This window comes from Comamonas sp. (genome assembly GCF_036666375.1).
GTDB lineage: Bacteria > Pseudomonadota > Gammaproteobacteria > Burkholderiales > Burkholderiaceae_C > Comamonas.
Window position 1 is genome coordinate 1 of sequence record NZ_JAVWWA010000111.1, and the last position, 17,223, is coordinate 17,223.

At 66.4% G+C, this 17,223-nt stretch carries 9 protein-coding genes, 1 tRNA gene and 1 riboswitch; of the genes, 5 read left to right on the top strand and 5 right to left on the bottom strand.

Features of this window, described 5'->3' with window-relative positions:
* Positions 1-384 precede the first annotated feature (384 nt).
* A tRNA-Leu gene (locus RR928_RS20715) sits at positions 385-469 on the top strand.
* Positions 470-596: 127 nt separating this feature from the next.
* On the opposite strand, the gene proX is transcribed toward RR928_RS20715, so the two are convergent.
* The 4 genes from proX to RR928_RS20735 form a co-directional block, all read right to left on the bottom strand.
* Complete coding sequence (gene proX, locus RR928_RS20720) at positions 597-1,607, bottom strand: glycine betaine/L-proline ABC transporter substrate-binding protein ProX (protein ID WP_332684050.1); 1,011 nt, start codon at positions 1,605-1,607, stop codon at positions 597-599.
* A 58-nt stretch (positions 1,608-1,665) separates the two neighbouring features.
* The gene (proW, locus tag RR928_RS20725; protein ID WP_332549436.1) at positions 1,666-2,910 is read right to left on the bottom strand and encodes a glycine betaine/L-proline ABC transporter permease ProW; all 1,245 of its coding nucleotides are present in this window, start codon (positions 2,908-2,910) and stop codon (positions 1,666-1,668) included.
* Positions 2,911-3,428: 518 nt separating this feature from the next.
* Positions 3,429-6,299, bottom strand: a complete 2,871-nt coding sequence (locus RR928_RS20730) for a DUF349 domain-containing protein (RefSeq protein WP_332539783.1) — start codon at positions 6,297-6,299, stop codon at positions 3,429-3,431.
* Between the two features lie 149 nt (positions 6,300-6,448).
* On the bottom strand, positions 6,449-10,084 hold the full coding sequence (locus tag RR928_RS20735; RefSeq protein ID WP_332684052.1) for a DUF748 domain-containing protein: 3,636 nt from the start codon (positions 10,082-10,084) through the stop codon (positions 6,449-6,451).
* Between the two features lie 780 nt (positions 10,085-10,864).
* On the opposite strand from RR928_RS20735, the gene RR928_RS20740 reads away from it, so the two are divergent.
* The 3 genes from RR928_RS20740 (at position 10,865) to nrdR (ending at position 13,702) form a co-directional block, all read left to right on the top strand.
* Entirely contained in the window at positions 10,865-11,704 is an 840-nt protein-coding gene (locus tag RR928_RS20740) for a lytic transglycosylase domain-containing protein (RefSeq protein WP_332539786.1), read from the top strand.
* A gap of 71 nt (positions 11,705-11,775) precedes the next feature.
* Positions 11,776-11,939, top strand: a riboswitch (ZMP/ZTP riboswitch).
* 33 nt (positions 11,940-11,972) lie between these two features.
* Positions 11,973-13,220 carry a serine hydroxymethyltransferase gene (gene glyA, locus RR928_RS20745; protein ID WP_184277463.1) on the top strand — a complete coding sequence of 416 codons (1,248 nt, stop codon included), beginning with the start codon at positions 11,973-11,975 and terminating at the stop codon, positions 13,218-13,220.
* Between the two features lie 29 nt (positions 13,221-13,249).
* On the top strand, positions 13,250-13,702 hold the full coding sequence (gene nrdR / locus RR928_RS20750; RefSeq protein WP_332540191.1) for a transcriptional regulator NrdR: 453 nt from the start codon (positions 13,250-13,252) through the stop codon (positions 13,700-13,702).
* Between the two features lie 85 nt (positions 13,703-13,787).
* On the opposite strand, the gene aroC is transcribed toward nrdR, so the two are convergent.
* Entirely contained in the window at positions 13,788-14,885 is a 1,098-nt protein-coding gene (gene aroC, locus RR928_RS20755; protein WP_332540190.1) for a chorismate synthase, read from the bottom strand.
* 118 nt (positions 14,886-15,003) lie between these two features.
* On the opposite strand from aroC, the gene RR928_RS20760 reads away from it, so the two are divergent.
* The coding region (locus tag RR928_RS20760) for a sensor domain-containing protein (protein WP_332684055.1) at positions 15,004-17,223 on the top strand (2,220 nt) is incomplete at its 3' end.

Genomic DNA, 17,223 nt, shown 5'->3' on the forward strand with positions numbered 1-17,223 from the left:
TGCTTCGACAAGCTCAGCACGAACGGGAATCGACAAGCTCAGCACGAACGGGAATCGACAAGCTCAGCACGAACGGGAATCGACAAGTTCGGCGCGAACGGCATCTCGCAAGCTCGGCGCAAACCACGCTCGACGCGCTCGGCATGAAGAAACGATAGTCGACAGGCCGCTGCCGAATGATTGCAGGCACGCCAATGCACTCCCTGCCCCTCACGCCCGGCTGGCCCGATGACCTGCTGACCTGATGGCCTACAACCCGTTCACCCTGAGCCTGTCGAATGGTGGCCCGCAGGCCCTGCCGCCTGAAATCACCAAATAAAGAAAAATTTCGCTTTTTTCCTTTTGGACCCAAAAACGCCCCCTATAATTCATTTATTCCTGAGAGCCCAGATGGCGGAATTGGTAGACGCACTAGTTTCAGGTACTAGCGAGTAACATCGTGGAGGTTCGAGTCCTCTTCTGGGCACCATTTTAAAAGGCCGTTGCAACTGCAACGGCCTTTTTCTTTTGTGCATCCGCTTTGGCTTTCGCCCCTGCTCCCCGGAACAAAAAAGCCGCCCTCCAGCGGACGGCGGCTCGCAGGCTATGCCGAAGGGTTATTTCTTCGCGGCGGCCATGGCCTGGGCAATCCAGCCATCGAAGGTCTTCTGGTGGGCCTTGATCCAGCTGTCGGTGTGGCGCTCGATGTCCTGCTGGCGGTTCTGGCCGTCGTGCATCAGGCGGTTCTGCGTGCTGATGTCAGCCAGCGGCAGCGACATCACTTCGAATAGCTTGCCCGCAGCAGGATTCTTTTCCACAAAGGCCTTGTTGGCCACTATGTATTCATTGTTCAGCGGAAAGCCGTAGTTCTTGCCGTTGGGCAGCTTGGTGTCGGTGCCGGCCTGCACGCCCGGCATCGCCGAGAACGGCACTTCGAGCCAGACCACATCCTGGCCGGGGCGCAGCACATTGCTGAGCCAGTAAGGCGTCCAGGCGTAATAGAGCACGGGCTTGCCCTGCTTGAAGCGCGCGACCGTGTCGGCGATCAGCGCGGGATAGTTGCCCTGGGTATAGGACACCGTATCGCGCAGCTTGAACGTGGTCAGCTGGTGCTCGATCACCGCCTCCCCGCCCCACCCTGCGCTCGCGCCCACGAGATCCGCCTTGCCGTCGCCGTTGGCGTCGAACAGCTTCGCCAACTTGGGGTCGGCCAGCTGGCTCAGGTGGGTGATCTTGTATTGATCGGCGGTCTTCTTGTCGATCAGGTAGCCCTGGGTCGCTCCCGCCGCGTAGACGCCCTTGCGCGTCATCTTGGCGTCGCCGCCCGCACTTTTGTAGAACTCGGCGTGGTGCGGATTCCAGTGATTGGCAATGAAGGTCGCGTCGCCGTTGGCCACGGCAATATGCGCCATCGGGTACTCGACTTCCTTGATAGGCTGCACGTCGTAGCCCAATTTTTGCAGCGCGCGCGTCACGAGCAATGTCTGAAAAGACTCTTCGACAAGCGCGCTTTGCAGCGGCAGGACCTTGACGCCCTTGCCGGGCAGATCAGTGGCGGCGTGCGCGCCGAGGCCCACGGCGAGAAGGCTTGCAGCCAGAAGCGGACGGACGATTTTGCAAATGTGCATCAGTGGGAGACTTTCTTCGCGCGAAGGCGATGGTTGAGGAATGGAAAAGGCAAAGGCGTCATGCCGATGGCGCCTGAGTGCGATACACGGGCTCGGTCGGCACATGGCGGCGCGCCCGCAGGCGCCCGCCGATGCGCAGCGCCAGCCCCACGGGGCCGGTCTGCCACCAGCGGTGCGTGCCGCGGCGCGGCGCACCCAGCGCCTGGGTGAAACGATCCAGCGTGATCGCCAGCAGCACGATGCCCAGGCCGCCGACAGTGGCCAGACCCATGTCGAGCCGGCCTATGCCGCGCAGCACCATCTGGCCCAGGCCGCCGACGGCGATCATCGAGGCGATCACCACCATCGACAGAGACAGCATCAGCGCCTGGTTGATGCCGGCCATGATCGAGGGCATGGCCAGCGGCAGCTGCACCCGCGTGAGCAGCTGCCACGGCGATGCGCCATAGGCCAGCGCGGCCTCGACCAGGTCGGGCCGCACCTGGCGAATTCCGAGATTGGTGAGCCGCACCAGCGGCGCGAGCGCGAAGATGATGGTGACGATCACGCCGGGCACGTTGCCAATGCCGAACAGCATCACGACCGGCACGAGATAGACGAAAGCCGGCGTGGTCTGCATGGCATCGAGGAACGGTCGGCTCCAGCGCTGTGCTCGGTCGCTGGACGCCAATGCAATCCCCATGGGCAGGCCGATGGCGATGCAGAAGAACAGCGAGGTCAGCACCAGCGACAAGGTCACCATGGCTTCGTTCCAGATGCCCAGCATGCCGACCAGCAGCAGCGCGACGACGGCACCGCAGGCGATGCGGCGGCCCGCGAACTGCCAGGCCAGCAGACCCAGCAGGCAGATCATGGCCAGCATAGGCATGCCGGTCAGCAGCCCCTCGACCCAGCTCAGTGTCGCGTCGATGGGCACACGCACGGCCTGGGAAAGAGGACGAAAGTGTTCGACGACCCAGCCCAGGCCCTGGTTGATCCAGCTTTCGAGCGGCAGCGAACCATCCCAGAGCTGCTGCAGCGCAAAGCCTGGATCCACAACCGCGCCGCCCGCCTGCGCGTCGCCCGGCATGACCGCCAGCCAATCGCCGCCGTCCGCTGCATCGCTGGCGGGAGCAGCCGCGGCCCAGGGGTCGGCGGCGGGAGCGGGAGCGGCCCAGGGGTCGTCCGCGGCCGTGGCTTGGCTGGCGGGAGCGGCCCAGGGGTCGGCAGCGGCCGCCGCCGGATCGGGCGCGGCATCCCAAGGCGAGGAAACGGCGGCGCCGCCTTGTACTGGCGTTGCCCATGGATCGACTTCTGTGGTCATATGCGTGGCTTCTTTTTAGGATGGAACATGGCTGCGCCCCGAAAAGCGGCAACCGCGGTGCCAACAGCCGATGAAGCCGCCTGGAAAAGCGCGTGGCGAAAATGCATGCGCCGGCCCGGCGAACTTCAAGGGCTGCCGGCAGACACTGAACGATGTGATGACGTGCCTGCCGAATGCTTCAAACGCAGCGCAGCGGGCCTGGTCTAGGGGCGCTGCCTGGAAAAGCGTGACGTGGCAAGGGGGCCGGAGAGATCCGGCCTGCCGGACTGTGCCGGCGAGAAAAACGACTGCATTGGGAGAGGCTCCGCAAGCAGTGCCGGCAGACCTTCGAGTCATCATGACTTAAAGATCCGCGAACACCCCACACCATAACTTTTTGTAATTAGCGTGTCAACACCACCGCTGCGCGGCATTTGTAACCGCGGCATGTGTCAGCCACATCCATGCCCTTGGCGCATAAAAAAAGCCACTCCGAGGAGTGGCTTTTTCGCAGCTGCCGCAAACGCGGCACGGCGCGCTTACTTGCGCAGCAAGGCCTTCAGCGCGTTCTGCAGGCGGCGGGCGCTGGCCTCGTCGCGCGCGCTGGCGAGCACGCGGGCCGCATCCTGGCCCCAGGTCTCGGCAGGCGCGGGATCGTTGCGGCGCGTGAGCAGCTGCAGCTGCAGCGTGCGGCGCGCGGTGATCAGCTCGGCTGGCGTGGGAACATCGGCTGCCATTTCGAGGCGCAGCAGGGCTTCGCCCGCGTCGCCGGACACAGGCGCGGCCACCGACTTCGCCCAGGCGCCACGCACTTGCGGCGACACCCGGCCACCGAAGTCCTGCACGCTGGGCAGCTGCTCGGCATCGCGCTTTTCCCAGGCATTGAGCAGCTGGGTCAGGGCTTCGCCATGGGCTTGCACGGCGAGCTTGCGCAGCGCCATCTGGGCATGTTCGAGCGCGTCGCGCTGGGCGCGGAAAGCCGGGTCCGCCAGACGCGGGCCACGGTCTTCGCGCATGGGACGGTCGGCGCGTTCGCCGAAGCGGCCGCCGCGGTCACCAGGACGCGCGTCACGGCTGTCGCGGCGCTCGCCGGGACGGCCAGGGCGGCCCGCGGCCGCAGGCGCTTCCTTCTTCATGCCGGGGCGGTCATCGCCGCGCACCGCCACCACGGGCTTGGACACCGCGGCCGGCTTGGGCGCGTCCTCGGCAGCCCCTGCCGGTGCTGCGGCATCGGCCTTGGCCGATTCCTGGGCCTGTGCCTGGCTGTGCAGCGCGGCTTCGAGGCCGGCCATGGCAGCGCGGATCTGCTGGGCATCGCCGCTGGCATTCGCGGCTTCGAGGGCCTTGGATGCGTCGAGCACCTGGCGATCGCGCTCGCTGAGCTCGACCTGGGCGCGGCTGTTGCGATCGGCACCCTTGCGGTTGAATGCGTCGTCCAAAGGCTTGCGGAACGCGTCCCAGAGCTTTTGCTCGTGCTTGCGGTCCAGCGGCACGGCCTGGGCCTCGGCCTGCCAGCGCTGCTGCAGCGACTTGACGGCATCGATGCGCAGCGTAGCGGCTTCGCCCAATGCCACGGCTTCGTCGATCATTGCGTGGCGACGCGCGAGGCTGGCCTTCTGGGCCGTGTGCAAAGGCGCTTCGGCGGCCGTGATGGCCTGCTTCCACAGCGGCTGGAGTTCGGCAAACATCTTCTCGCCGACATGGCCGCCATCGCGCCAGCGTTCGCCGAACTGGCGCAGGCTGCGGGACATGGCTTTCCAGTCGGTCGAAGCGGCGTGCTCGGCCGCCCAGGCCTTGACTTCCTCGATCAGCTGCAGGCGCTGGGCCTTGTTGTTCGCGGCTTCGCTGCGCACGCGATCCAGCCAGCCTTCGACCACCTTGTGCGCGGCGTTGCAGGCTTCGTCGAAACGCTTCCACAGCGCATGGTTGGCCGCAGCGCCCTGGTCGGCCTGCTTCCACTGCTCGCGCAGGTTGCGCAGCGATTCCTGCATCTTGCGGCCACCGAGGGCCTGGCCGTCGGGACGGTTGAGCAGGGCTTCGGCCTGGGCCACGAGTTCTTCGCGCACCGAGTCGGCCTTCCAGCCTTGCCAGCCCTGGGCATCGCCCGCGGCCAGCAGCGCTGCATTCACGTCGGCACCCAGTGCCGCGTCAATATGGCGGCCTTGCTGCTTGAGCACGGCGCGCAGTTGCGCAATCGCCTTGCCCAGCTTGCCGGCGCCGCCGGCCGCGGGTGCGGCAGCAGGTGCAGCTTCGGCGGCGGGAGCGGCTTCGACTGCCGCAGCTTCGGATTCGGCTGGCGCAGCCTCGGCTGCCGCAGCTTCGGCTGGCGCAGCTTCGGCTGCCGCAGCCTCGGCTTCGACAGGAGCCGTCTCGGCAGCGGCGGCTTCCACCGGCGCGGTTTCGGCCGGGGCAGCTTCCACCGGCGCGGACTGCGCTGCGGGAGCTTCGGCAGCGGCGGCGGGCGCGGCCTTGGTCAGCGCGAGCAAGTCGGCCAGCGCCTGGCGCACGGACTGGGCTGCGGCTTCGACGACTTCGGCAGCGACCTTGGGAGCGGCTTTGGCGCGCGGCGCGGCAGGCGGCTTGGCGGGCGCGGCCGCGGTCTTGGCGGCGACGGCGGCGGCTTCCGTGGGCAGGCCACGCGCGACGCGCAGTTCATCGGCCCAGATCGGCACGGGAGGCAGCTCGGCCTGTTCGTCCTGTGCCGCGGCCTGCGTCAGCGCCAGGGCAGACTGGAACGCATCCCAGACCACCAGCAGCTGCTTGCGCGAGTTTTCGAGTTGGGGCGGGAACTTGGCGTCGACGCTGACCCAGTTGGCATCGCCCGTGAGCTCGCCTGCCTGGGATTGCCAGTGCGCGACATCGACGCTCAGCGCGTCGAGTGCGGTCAGCGCATCGCGCCAGGGCTTGGTCGACAGCACTTCGATGCGCTGCGCCAGCAACACGGCGGCTTCGCGCTGGACCTGCACGCGGTGCTGCAGGTCTTCGATGACCTTGACGCGCTCGGCCAGCTGGTTCTTGAACGACGACAGCGGCTCGCGCGACAGCGGTGCGCCGGCCTTGGCGGCTTCGCGCTGCCAGGCCGTGGCGTCGGCGATGTTCAGCGTGTCGGCGGACAGCAGCTGCTGGGCTTTTTGCGCCCATTCGACGCCGATCTTTTCCTGTGTCTCGAGGCGGCGCAATTCGTCCAGGCGCTCGCGCACGGCGCGCGCGGCGCTCTTGTCGCGCACGCTGAGTTCCTTGAACACTTCCTGCAATTGGTCATGCGCAGGTTGCGTGGCGAGCCAGTCGCGCACGCGCGAAGCACGTTCGCCCGAGGTTTCTGCGGAAAACGCGCCGCCGGTCAGCGCATCAAGAGGATGCGTTTCAGAGGTCTTGGCCAGGGCCGGGTTCACTTCAGGGGCGTCGGACATGTTGCTACGTGGAGAAAGAGAAGACATTTTTCAATGGAATAGGCTCTCACGGCCCCAAAACATGGGCCGGAAGAACCTGTTCTGCGCCGCGGACGGCGCAGTGAGTAAAGAGTTATTTTCGCTGTTATTTGCGCAGAGCCCAAACTGAATCACCGCAGAGCCAGTTCCAACCGGGCCTGCGGCTGCCAATCCGGGCCCGCCGCGGGCTGTACGGGCGCCCCGAGAAACAGGCGCTTGAGGGACAATTCCTGCGCAGCCAGATAGTCGCGCACCACCACGGCACGCGCCAAAGCCAGCTCACGCATTGCATTGTCAGGCACAGGGACATGGGCCTGCAACAGCGTTCGTATTTCATTGTCGGGCAAATCCTTGGCCATTCCAAGCACATTGCGCGGCTTCTTGATATCGGCGCGAGCGTACACCGCTTTGAGCAAGCCTGCTTCCTCGGCCGGAGCAACCGCCGTGATGCTGTCGGCCGCCTGGCCCGCGCGCAACGCCCTGCGGCGCTTTTCCGCGAGCAGCATCTGCTGCACCTGCGCCTGCTGCCAGCCGGCGCGCTCGGCGTCGAGCGCGGCTTCGCCGACCACAGTCATCTGCAGCGCGGGGCGCTCGTGCAAGGCCTGGGCGATCTTGTCGAGCGACTGCCTGGCCGCCGCATCGAGCGCCGCGCTGCCCGGCGCAAACACCACCGCGCCCGAGCTGGCGGCGTCGCCGCCGAACGCGCCCGACAACAAGGCGAAAGGCGAAGTCACGGCTTTCATGATGAGGTTGCCTATGATCTTGAAGATCACGGGAGCGAGGCGGAACTGCGGGTCGTTGAGCGAGCCGCTGATCGGCAGATCGAGGTCGATCACGCCATTGCGGTCCGCGAGCAGCGCCGTCGCCAGCCGCACGGGCAGGCTCGCGGGCGCGCCTTCGACGGCTTCGCCGAACGTCAGCTGGTTGAGCACCAACCGGTTGCTCGCCGTCAGCTGGCCATCGGGTTGGACCTTGTAATTCACGTCCATCGACAGCTTGCCGCGCTCTATGCCATGGCCTGCATATTTGATTGCATAGGGCGACAGCGGCGACAGCTCGAGGTCGCTCATGCGCGCCGTGACGTCCAGCGCCAGCGGCTTGGCCAGTGGATTGAGCTGGCCGGTGATTTCCAGATTGGCCGTGCCCTGGGCGCGGCCACGCAGCTCGAGCTCGGCCATCTGCGGCGGCTGATCGGGCAAGGTCTCGGACGAGAACGCGCCCAGGCGCCCGGCCAGCGCGCTCAGGTCGGCCGAATAGTTGGGCTGGATGAAATAGTCGGAGAACGCGACCGTTCCGCCGCTGAGCACCACGGGCCCGACATGCACCACGGGTGCGGGCCCCGCGGGCACCACCGCCGGCGCGCCGACTGTCTGCACGCCGTCGGCCGCAGGCTCGGCCTGCTCGGCGGCCTGCTGCGCGCGGGATTTGACGATGTCCTGCAGGTTGATGCGGCCACCGGGCTGCACGATCACGCGCGCATGGAAATCGCTGAGCGCGGTCTCGCGCAGCCGTACCTGGGTCGCGACGCCGGGCGCCAGCGCCAGGTCCAGGCCGCGCAGCGCGAGCACTTTCCAGCGCAGCAGGTCTTCACTGCCGGCGAGGTTCACGCCCACGGGATTGACGGTGGCGCCCTGCTGCGCGGCGCGCACGCGCAGATCGTTGAGCTGCGCATCGCCGAGCAGCGACAGCCGTGGCCCGCCCTGCGCATCCTCATAACGCAGGCTTCCCGAGAAACCGCCGTCGGCGCGCAGCACGCGCACGTTGAGCAGATCCGCTATATATGGTTCGAACGCGTGCAGCGGCAGGTCGCTGGCGCGCACCGTGCCCTGCACCAGCAGCGGCGCGACGCGCAGGCTGCCGTCGTAGGCCAGGCTGCCCGCCTGGGCGCGGCGACCGCCGGCCAGGCGCAGCGACAGCTGCAGCGGCGACGCTTTCTCGGTCCTGGACAGCGGCGCGAAGTCCTTGACCTTGAGCACCACGCCGCTGGCCTGCCATTGCACGGGACGCACGGGCAGCGCATCGCGGTAGTCCACCTGCCCGCCATCGATCACCAGGCTTTGCAGCAGCAGGCTCCAGGGACGCTGCGGACCCGGAGGCGATGCCGGCGCAGGGGCCGAAGCCGCGAGCCAGGGCTCGAACATCCAGCGGCCCTGGGCGTCGCGCTGCACGCCCACCACGGGCTGGTTCAGCGTCAGCCGCCCTATGCGCAGCTGCTGCGCGGGCAGGCGCAGATCGGCGTCTTCCAGCAGCAGTTGGCGTATGCGCGTGGGCGCGGCCTGATCCTGCAACGCCAGGTCGTCGAGCGCCAGCCGCGCGACCTTGACCACGGTCGCAGCGCCGTTCCAGGCCAGGCCCAGCTGCGCCGAGGTCCGCCCTTGCAACTGGGGCTTGAGCTGGGTCGACAAATAGGAAGCGCCCAGATTCAGCGGCAGCGATTCGAGCACCACCCCGACCTGCCCTTGCGTTGCCGTGGCCTGGCCCTTGAAGGACAGCATGCCGGGCACGGCATCGCTCTTGACCGCGGCCGAAGCCAGCGCCATGCGGCCAGCGAACTGCAGCGGCTGCGTGAGCGGCAGCACCAGCGCGCGCGCCTGCAGTGCTATATCGGTAAGCAGAAGATGCGCGCCCTGGGCGCCGGCCTGGGCCGACTGGTCGCGCCACTCGGCCCGGCCCTGCTCCACGCTGATCTGTGCGACCTCGACCTGCCAGGGCAAGGGACTGGCCGCGCCCGCCGGCGTGGCCTGGTCCTGGCCGCCCAGCGCCAGCCAGTTGATCACTCCACGCGCATCGCGCCCGGCCTGCACGCGCGGCTGCGTCAGCACCACGGAATCGACCAGGATCTGCTGGCGCAGCGGCTGCAGGTCGCGCAGCGCCACATCCAGGCGCTCGAACTGCAGCAGCTCCCGGCCCCGGGCATCGCGCAACTGCGTCTGGTGCAGCGCGAGCTGGCCGCGCACCTGCACCTGCGTCTGCTCGACCTGCTCGAAACCGATTTCGAGATCCGCATCGAGCCGGCCCGCGACGACCTGTACCGGCAGCGCCTTGGGCAAATAGCCGACGAAGTCGGCCAGGTCCAGGTCCTTGAACGCCAGGCGCAGCTGCGTGGCCCGGGTGGTGAGAAAAGGCGTGCTCAAAGCCGAGGAATCGAACTCGCTGCCATTGAGCGCGAACGCCAGCCGCGGCGCGACGCGCACTTCGCGCGCCGATGCCAGGGTGCTCAGAAACGGCAGGTTCAGTTGCAGGTCACGCACCTGGTGCGTGCGCTCGACGAGCGCGTCTTGAAAATCCACCGAACCGCCCTGCACCTTGATGTTGTAGAGCGCAAAGCGCTGCGGCCCGCTCTTGTCATCGGGCGCGGCGGAATCGGCCAGGCGCTGCAGGATATCGTCGATGTCATAGCGACCCGCGCCGGTCTGCGCCAGATGCAGCACCGGTGCGTCGACTTCGATCGCATCGAGCACCGGCGCCAGGCGCAGCAGCGACTGCATTTCCGCATCCATATATATACGTTGCACGGACAGCAGCGGCTGGGCGGCCCCCGGTAGACCGTCGATGCGCAGGCCGTTGAGCGCCAGCTCGAGCGTCCAGGGCTTGAATTGCACGGACTCGAGCGTCACCGCGCGGCCGAGCTTTTCCGCGCCCAGCCGCTCGATCTGGCTTTTGAGCACGGCGGGCACGGCCAGCCACAGCAGCAGCCACAGCGCGAGAAGGGCCGACAGCGCCAGCGCGGCGTGGCGCAAGGCCCGTTTTCTATTCAAAGGTTTCATGGGGTGCTCAAAGTATTCACTGCGCGCTGCCCGAGGCGCTGCGCAGGCGCCATTGCACCAGAAAACCAGAGTGAGCAAAAGTAAGAGCGGCGCCCCCCAGATGCAGGCCTCCCAACGGCAGCATCTCGATCCCAGGGCCGGGCTGCCGGCCCAGCTGCATTGCGGACTGCACAAATAGAAAGCCCGGTCAGCGGCAGGGCCGATGACCGGGCTTTACGGCAGGCTCCAAGTCCTGTGCCGTGGGGATTGCAACCGGGAGAGGATGGTCCTGGTTGCGTGGAAGCATCGATTGCTCCCTGGAGGCCTTAGGAGACAGTCAAAGGACAGGAACTGACAGATTAAGTGCCGTTCCGCCTTTCAACGCTCTTCCAGCAGTCAACTGCCATGGCAGTCAGGTACAGAATAAGCGAGCTGCAATGCAGCAATCCAATGAGTTTTTGCAATGATCCAAAAAACTTAATAGGACTGTCACAAACAGCTGTCAATCCGAAAATTCCAGGGGACAAAACGCCGGAAATATGCGTTTCCATACAGCTTTTTATATGCATTTTAAATCTAACAACTATTTTTTATAGTATTGACTTAGCATTAGGTGAACTTCTAGAATCCGCCATTCTCGAAAAAGAGACCCTCTCTTCGCTGCACGCAAGTGCTCAGACCACTTCCTTCGATGCCTTTCCGGCACCGTACCCAAGGATTGCAGCGCGCCAATCTAGGCGTTCGCCCCATGCCCCCTCACGGGTCAACAAAGCGGGGTGACGCCTCTTGAAAGGAATCAATATGCCTGCATTAGCGAAAGCTTTCGCTGGAGTGCGAACCTTTGCGTCCGACGTGACCGACGGTTTTCTCGATATCACCCACAACGGCTTTGCCCTGCTGGGCCTGGCCGTGGCCTTCGTGGCCATCACCTTGTTCGCCCGCCCCGACCTGCGCCTCGAAGGCGAAGCCCATCTGCGCGACTGGCTGCAGGCGCGCCAGGTGGCCGTGATCGACATGCCCACCGAGCCCGATGCCATCGATCGCGCCACGGCGAGCAATCCCAAGGACCTGCCGCGCGAGCAGGCCGCTGTCGCCTTCTGGCTCAGCAAGAAGTACCGCGTCGCGCCCGAGCCGCTGGCCGCGCTGGTCTCCGAAGCCTACTCGCTGGGCCAGAGCAACAAGATCGATCCGACGCTGATCCTGGCCATCATGGCCATCGAATCGAGCTTCAATCCCTTTGCGCAAAGTTCCGTCGGTGCCCAGGGCCTGATGCAGGTCATGACCAGCGTGCATACGGACAAGTATGAAAACTTCGGCGGCCGCCTCGCAGCTTTCGACCCCGTGACCAACCTGCGCGTGGGCGTCAAGGTGCTCAAGGACGCGATTGCGCGCGCGGGCTCGGTCGAGGGCGGCCTGCGCCACTATGTCGGCGCCGCCAACCTGCCCAACGACGGCGGCTATGCGGCCAAGGTGCTCGCCGAGCACAACCGCCTGCGCCAGGCCGCGGGCCTGCGCCCTGTCCCGGCGGTCGTTCCCGCCCAGCCGCTGCTCACCGTCAAGCAGACCGCTCCCCTGGCCGCCCCCGCGGCCGAACCTGTCGCCAGCGCCGGCGAACAGGTCGCTTTGAACACCAACCTCTGATCGAAGTACCCCGCGCTGCGCGCATTCGCAGCAGGCCCTTTGCCGCACGGGCATCCGGGCTCAGCTACACTACCGGGGTACGCAACTGGCGATAGGCGCAGTCCAGGAGGTCGAAAGACCGGGCTGCCGCTGACGTGGAAACCAGCGGATGTCATCCGTGAACCACCGGGGAGCGTACCGCCCAGGCATAACGGATCCCGCCTGAAGCGTTCCGCCGTTCGCCTGGGCAGCCCTTGGCCTCAAGGGACTACAAGTTCATAGGACTGCCATGTACCACCGCAATATCACTGTTGAAAAAGCCGACCCCGAACTGTTTGCCGCCATCCAGGCCGAAAACCAGCGTCAGGAAGATCACATCGAGCTGATCGCCAGCGAGAACTACTGCTCGCCTGCCGTGATGGAAGCCCAGGGCTCCCAGCTCACGAACAAGTACGCCGAAGGCTATCCAGGCAAGCGCTACTACGGCGGCTGCGAAAACGTCGATGTGGTCGAGCAGCTGGCCATCGACCGCGTCAAGCAGCTGTTCGGCGCCGATGCCGCCAACGTGCAACCCAATTCCGGTTCCCAGGCCAATCAGGCCGTGCTGCTGGCTTTCCTCAAGCCCGGCGACACCATCCTGGGCATGAGCCTGGCAGAAGGCGGTCACCTGACCCACGGCATGCCGCTGAACATGTCGGGCAAGTGGTTCAACGTCGTTTCCTACGGCCTGGATGCCAAGGAAGAGATCGACTACGACGCCCTGGAAGCCAAGGCGCGTGAACACAAGCCCAAGCTGATCATTGCCGGGGCCTCGGCCTACGCGCTGCGCATCGATTTCGAACGCTTCGCCAAGATTGCCAAGGAAATCGGCGCCATCCTGTGGGTCGACATGGCCCACTACGCCGGCCTGATCGCCGCGGGTGTCTACCCCAACCCCGTGCCCCACGCCGACGTGGTCACGACCACCACCCACAAGAGCCTGCGCGGCCCGCGCGGCGGCGTGATTCTGATGAAGGCCGAGCACGAGAAGGCCATCAATTCGGCGATCTTCCCCGGCCTGCAGGGCGGCCCGCTGATGCACGTCATCGCTGGCAAGGCCGTGGCCTTCAAGGAAGCGCTGACGCCCGAGTTCAAGGCCTACCAGGCCCAGGTCGTGAAGAATGCACAAGTGTTCGCTGAAACGCTGATCGAACGCGGTCTGCGCATCGTTTCCGGCCGCACCGAAAGCCACGTGATGCTGGTCGACCTGCGCGCCAAGGGCATCACCGGCAAGGCCGCGGAAGCCGCTCTGGGCGCGGCCCACATCACCATCAACAAGAACAGCATCCCCAACGATCCTGAAAAGCCGATGGTGACCAGCGGTATCCGCGTGGGCACGCCCGCGATGACCACGCGTGGTTTCAAGGAAGAAGAAGCCCGCCTGACGGCCAATCTGGTTGCCGACGTGCTGGAGAACCCGACGGACGAAGCCAACCTGGCCGCGGTGCGCGCCAAGGTCGCGGCGCTGACCGCGCGTTTCCCCGTCTACCGCGACTAAGCCTCTCGCTATTCGGTCCGCCCTGAGCCATGAAGTGCCCTTTTTGCAGCCATCCTGACACCCAGGTGGTCGAGACCCGCGAGGCGGAAGACGGCGGCTTCATCCGCCGCCGCCGCCAGTGCGGCGGTTGCGACAAGCGCTTCACGACGTACGAGCGGCCGGAAGTCAGCTTCCCGGCCATCGTCAAGAAGGACGGCCGGCGCATAGAGTACGAGCGCGCCAAGCTCAGCGGCTCGTTCTCGCTGGCGCTGCGCAAGCGTCCGGTGAGCACCGAACAGGTCGATACCGCGATCGAGCGCATCGAGGAAAAGCTGCGCAACCTGGGCCTGCGCGAAGTGGCGTCCAGCCGCATCGGCGAGTTGGTCATGCACGAGCTCAAGCAGCTCGACAAGGTCGCCTACATCCGCTTTGCGAGCGTCTATCGCAGCTTTGAAGACATCGAGGACTTCAAGAGTGTGATGGACGAGGTGCGTAGAGGATAGAGCCCCCACCGGCCGGGCGGCAGAAACTCAAGCACCCCATGAAAAAGCCATCCCGAGGGATGGCTTTTTTGCGTGCCAAGCGCCTTCAGAGCAGCGAGGACGCTATCGGCGCGACGCCGTGGCGCACATCGCCGCACTGGGCGCGGTGCCGCAGCGCGTGGTCCATGACCACCAGCGCCAGCAAGGCTTCGGCAATCGGCGCGGCGCGAATGCCCACGCAGGGGTCGTGGCGGCCCTTGGTGATGACTTCCGTGGGCTGGCCGTGCACGTCGATGGAGTCGCGCGGGCTCAGGATGGAGCTCGTGGGCTTGATCGCGATCGAGACTTCGAGGTCCTGGCCGGTGCTGATGCCGCCGAGCACGCCGCCCGAATGATTGCTCGCGAAGCCGGCCGGGGTGAGCGAGTCGCCATGCACCGTGCCGCGCTGGGCGACGCTCGCGAAGCCGGCGCCGATTTCCACGCCCTTGACCGCGTTGAGGCCCATCATCGCGTAGGCGATGTCGGCATCGAGCTTGTCATAGAGCGGCTGGCCCAGGCCCACGGGCATGCCCGTGGCCTGCACGCGGATGCGCGCGCCGCAGGAGTCGCCGGCCTTGCGCAGCGCGTCCATATAGCTTTCATAGGCCGAGACATCGGCGACCGGGGCGAAGAACGGGTTGCCGGGTACATGCGACCAGTCCTCGAACGGAATCTCGAGTTCGCCCAGCTGCGTCATGCAGGCGCGGAACTCGGTGCCGAACTGGGCCTTGAGCCACTGCTTGGCCACGGCGCCCGCGGCCACCGTGGGCGCCGTCAGACGCGCCGACGAACGGCCGCCGCCGCGCGGGTCGCGGATGCCGTACTTGTGCCAGTAGGTGTAATCGGCATGGCCGGGGCGGAAGCTCTCGGAGATGTTCGCGTAGTCCTTGCTGCGCTGGTCGGTATTGCGGATCAGCAGCGCGATCGGCGTGCCCGTGGTCTTGCCTTCATAGACGCCCGACAGGATTTCGACCGCGTCGGCTTCCTGGCGCTGGGTCACATGGCGGCTGGTGCCGGGGCGCCGACGGTCCAGGTCATGCTGGATGATGGCTTCGGTCAACGGCATGCCCGGCGGGCAGCCATCGATCACGCAGCCAATGGCCGGGCCGTGGGATTCACCGAAATTGGTGACGCTGAAAATGGTTCCGAAAGTATTGCCGCTCATGGCGCGCGATTATGCCTGTATGAAGTGCTTGGCACCTGAGCAACACATTGATACGATTTGTATTGACGCGCGCCGCCGTCTCGACCGGCCCGTTCACGATGAGGAGTGCCGCCATCCCATGCAAGCCGCCAGCCAATCGCCGCCCGCGCCAGGGCCTGCCACCCATGGCCTGACGCTGCCCGCATCACTGCCCTCCCTGACGCAGGCGCTGGACGTCAGCGACTGCGCCATCCTGATCAGCGACGAACAGCGCCGCATCGTCTACACCAACGCCGGTTTCGAGCGGCTGTTCGGCTATCCGCTGCACGAAGCGCGCGGCCGGCGGCCGCGCGACCTGCTGCTGGGCAAGTCCTTTTCCCCGGACGCGCTCGCGCATATCGACGAACAGTTGGCGCGCACCGGCCGTTACACGGGCGAAGCGCTGTGCTACCACCGCAACGGGGATCCGATCTGGGTCTCGCTGGTCTGCAACATCCACCCGCCGCCGCAGCCCGGCCGGCCCCAAGGCGACGCGGGCTGCGCCGTGGTCACGCTCACCGACCTCACGCCCACCAAGCACCACGAGGCCTTGCAAAGCCGGGTGCTCGAAGCCATGGTGAGCGAAGTGCCGCTGCCCCAGCTGATGGCCCTGGTCTGCGCCGAAGTCGAGCGCATCGCGCCCGATGTGATTGCCAGCGTGCTGCGCGTGGACGGCAATGGGCGCCTGCGGGTGCTCGCCGCCCCGTCCCTGCCGCCCGCGCTGGGCGCGGCGATCGAGGGGCGCCTGATAGGCCCGCAGGCTGGCTCCTGCGGCACCAGCGCTTTCCTGGGCGATCCCGTGACCGTGACCGACATCGCCACCGACCCGCTCTGGCAGGACTACCACCCGCTGTTCATTCACGCCGGAATCCGCGCCTGCTGGTCCAGTCCGATCAAGAACCTCGCGGGTCAGGTTGTCGGCACATTCGCGTTCTACTTCCGCGAAGCGCGCGGCCCGAGCAACCTGCATTTGCGCCTGGTCGAAGTCTGCCTGCACCTGTGCACGCTCGCCATGGCGCGCGACACCGAGCAGAACCGCATCCACCAGCTCGCGTATTACGACACGCTCACGCAACTGCCCAATCGCACGCTGTTTGCCGACTTCGCACGCCGCGCGCTGGCGTCGCTGCGCGAGACGCGCATGCCCCAGGCCGCGCTGCTGTTCGTCGATCTCGACCGCTTCAAACAGGTCAACGACAGCCAGGGCCATGCCGCGGGCGATGCCCTGTTGTGCGAGACCGCGAACCGCCTGCGCGCGCATCTGGCGCCGGGCGATATCGCCGGCCGGCTGGCCAGCGACGAGTTCGTGCTGCTGCTGCCAGGCGCCGGCAGCGATCAGGCGGTTGCCATGGCGCAGCGACTGCTCGACAGCATCGCCGCGCCTTTCGTGCACCAGGGCCTGCAGCATCTGCCCCAGGCCAGCATAGGCGTCGCGCTCTACCCCGAGGACGGCACCGACATTCCCAGCTTGTTGAGCCATGCCGACCAGGCGATGTACGCGGCGAAAAAGCAGCCGAGTTCGCGCTGGTGCCGTTTCAGCCCCGAGCTCGGCGTGCAGGCCCAGGAACGCATGGCGATGGAGCGCGACCTGCGCGAAGCGATTGCACGCCGGCAGTTGCATCTGAATTTCCAGCCGCAGGTGCTGGGCCGGCACACGCACCGGCTGCATGGCGTCGAAGCGCTGGCGCGCTGGAACCACCCCGAATGGGGCGCAGTCTCGCCCGCGCGCTTCATCGCCGTGGCCGAGGACGCGGGGCTGATCCAGGCGCTCACGCACTGGCTGCTCGACGCCGCCTGCGCACAGATGGCGCGCTGGCGCGCCGCGGGGCTGGCCGTGCCGCAGCTCGCGATCAACCTGTCGGCGCACAATTTCCACGACCCCAGTCTCGCCGATCAGGTCGGCGCCGCGCTGGCGCGCCACGCACTGCAGCCGCGCGACCTGATGCTGGAAATCACCGAAAGCGTGATGATGGATGCGAGCGCCGCGACCACGGCCAACCTGCATGCGCTGCATGCGCGCGGCATGCAGCTGTCGCTGGACGATTTCGGCACCGGCTACTCGAGCCTGAGTCACCTGCACCGGCTGCCGTTCAGCGAACTCAAGCTCGACCAGAGCTTTGTTCAAGACCTGCAGAACAGCGACTCAGCGACCGCGCTCACGCGCTCGGTGCTGAGCATCGCGCGCAGCCTCGACATGAAGGTCGTCGCCGAAGGGGTGGAAACGCGCGAGCAATGCGAATGGCTGCAGGAACATGACTGCGCGGTGATGCAGGGCTATCTGTTTTGCCGCCCGGTGGCGGCGGCGCAGCTCGAGGAGTGG

Excerpts from the sequence above, each read along its gene's own strand:
- proX (WP_332684050.1), bottom strand. The coding sequence starts at position 1,607 with ATGCACATTTGCAAAATCGTCCGTCCGCTTCTGGCTGCAAGCCTTCTC.
- proW (WP_332549436.1), bottom strand. The coding sequence starts at position 2,910 with ATGACCACAGAAGTCGATCCATGGGCAACGCCAGTACAAGGCGGCGCC.
- RR928_RS20730 (WP_332539783.1), bottom strand. The coding sequence starts at position 6,299 with ATGTCCGACGCCCCTGAAGTGAACCCGGCCCTGGCCAAGACCTCTGAA.
- RR928_RS20735 (WP_332684052.1), bottom strand. The coding sequence starts at position 10,084 with ATGAAACCTTTGAATAGAAAACGGGCCTTGCGCCACGCCGCGCTGGCG.
- RR928_RS20740 (WP_332539786.1), top strand. The coding sequence starts at position 10,865 with ATGCCTGCATTAGCGAAAGCTTTCGCTGGAGTGCGAACCTTTGCGTCC.
- glyA (WP_184277463.1), top strand. The coding sequence starts at position 11,973 with ATGTACCACCGCAATATCACTGTTGAAAAAGCCGACCCCGAACTGTTT.
- nrdR (WP_332540191.1), top strand. The coding sequence starts at position 13,250 with ATGAAGTGCCCTTTTTGCAGCCATCCTGACACCCAGGTGGTCGAGACC.
- aroC (WP_332540190.1), bottom strand. The coding sequence starts at position 14,885 with ATGAGCGGCAATACTTTCGGAACCATTTTCAGCGTCACCAATTTCGGT.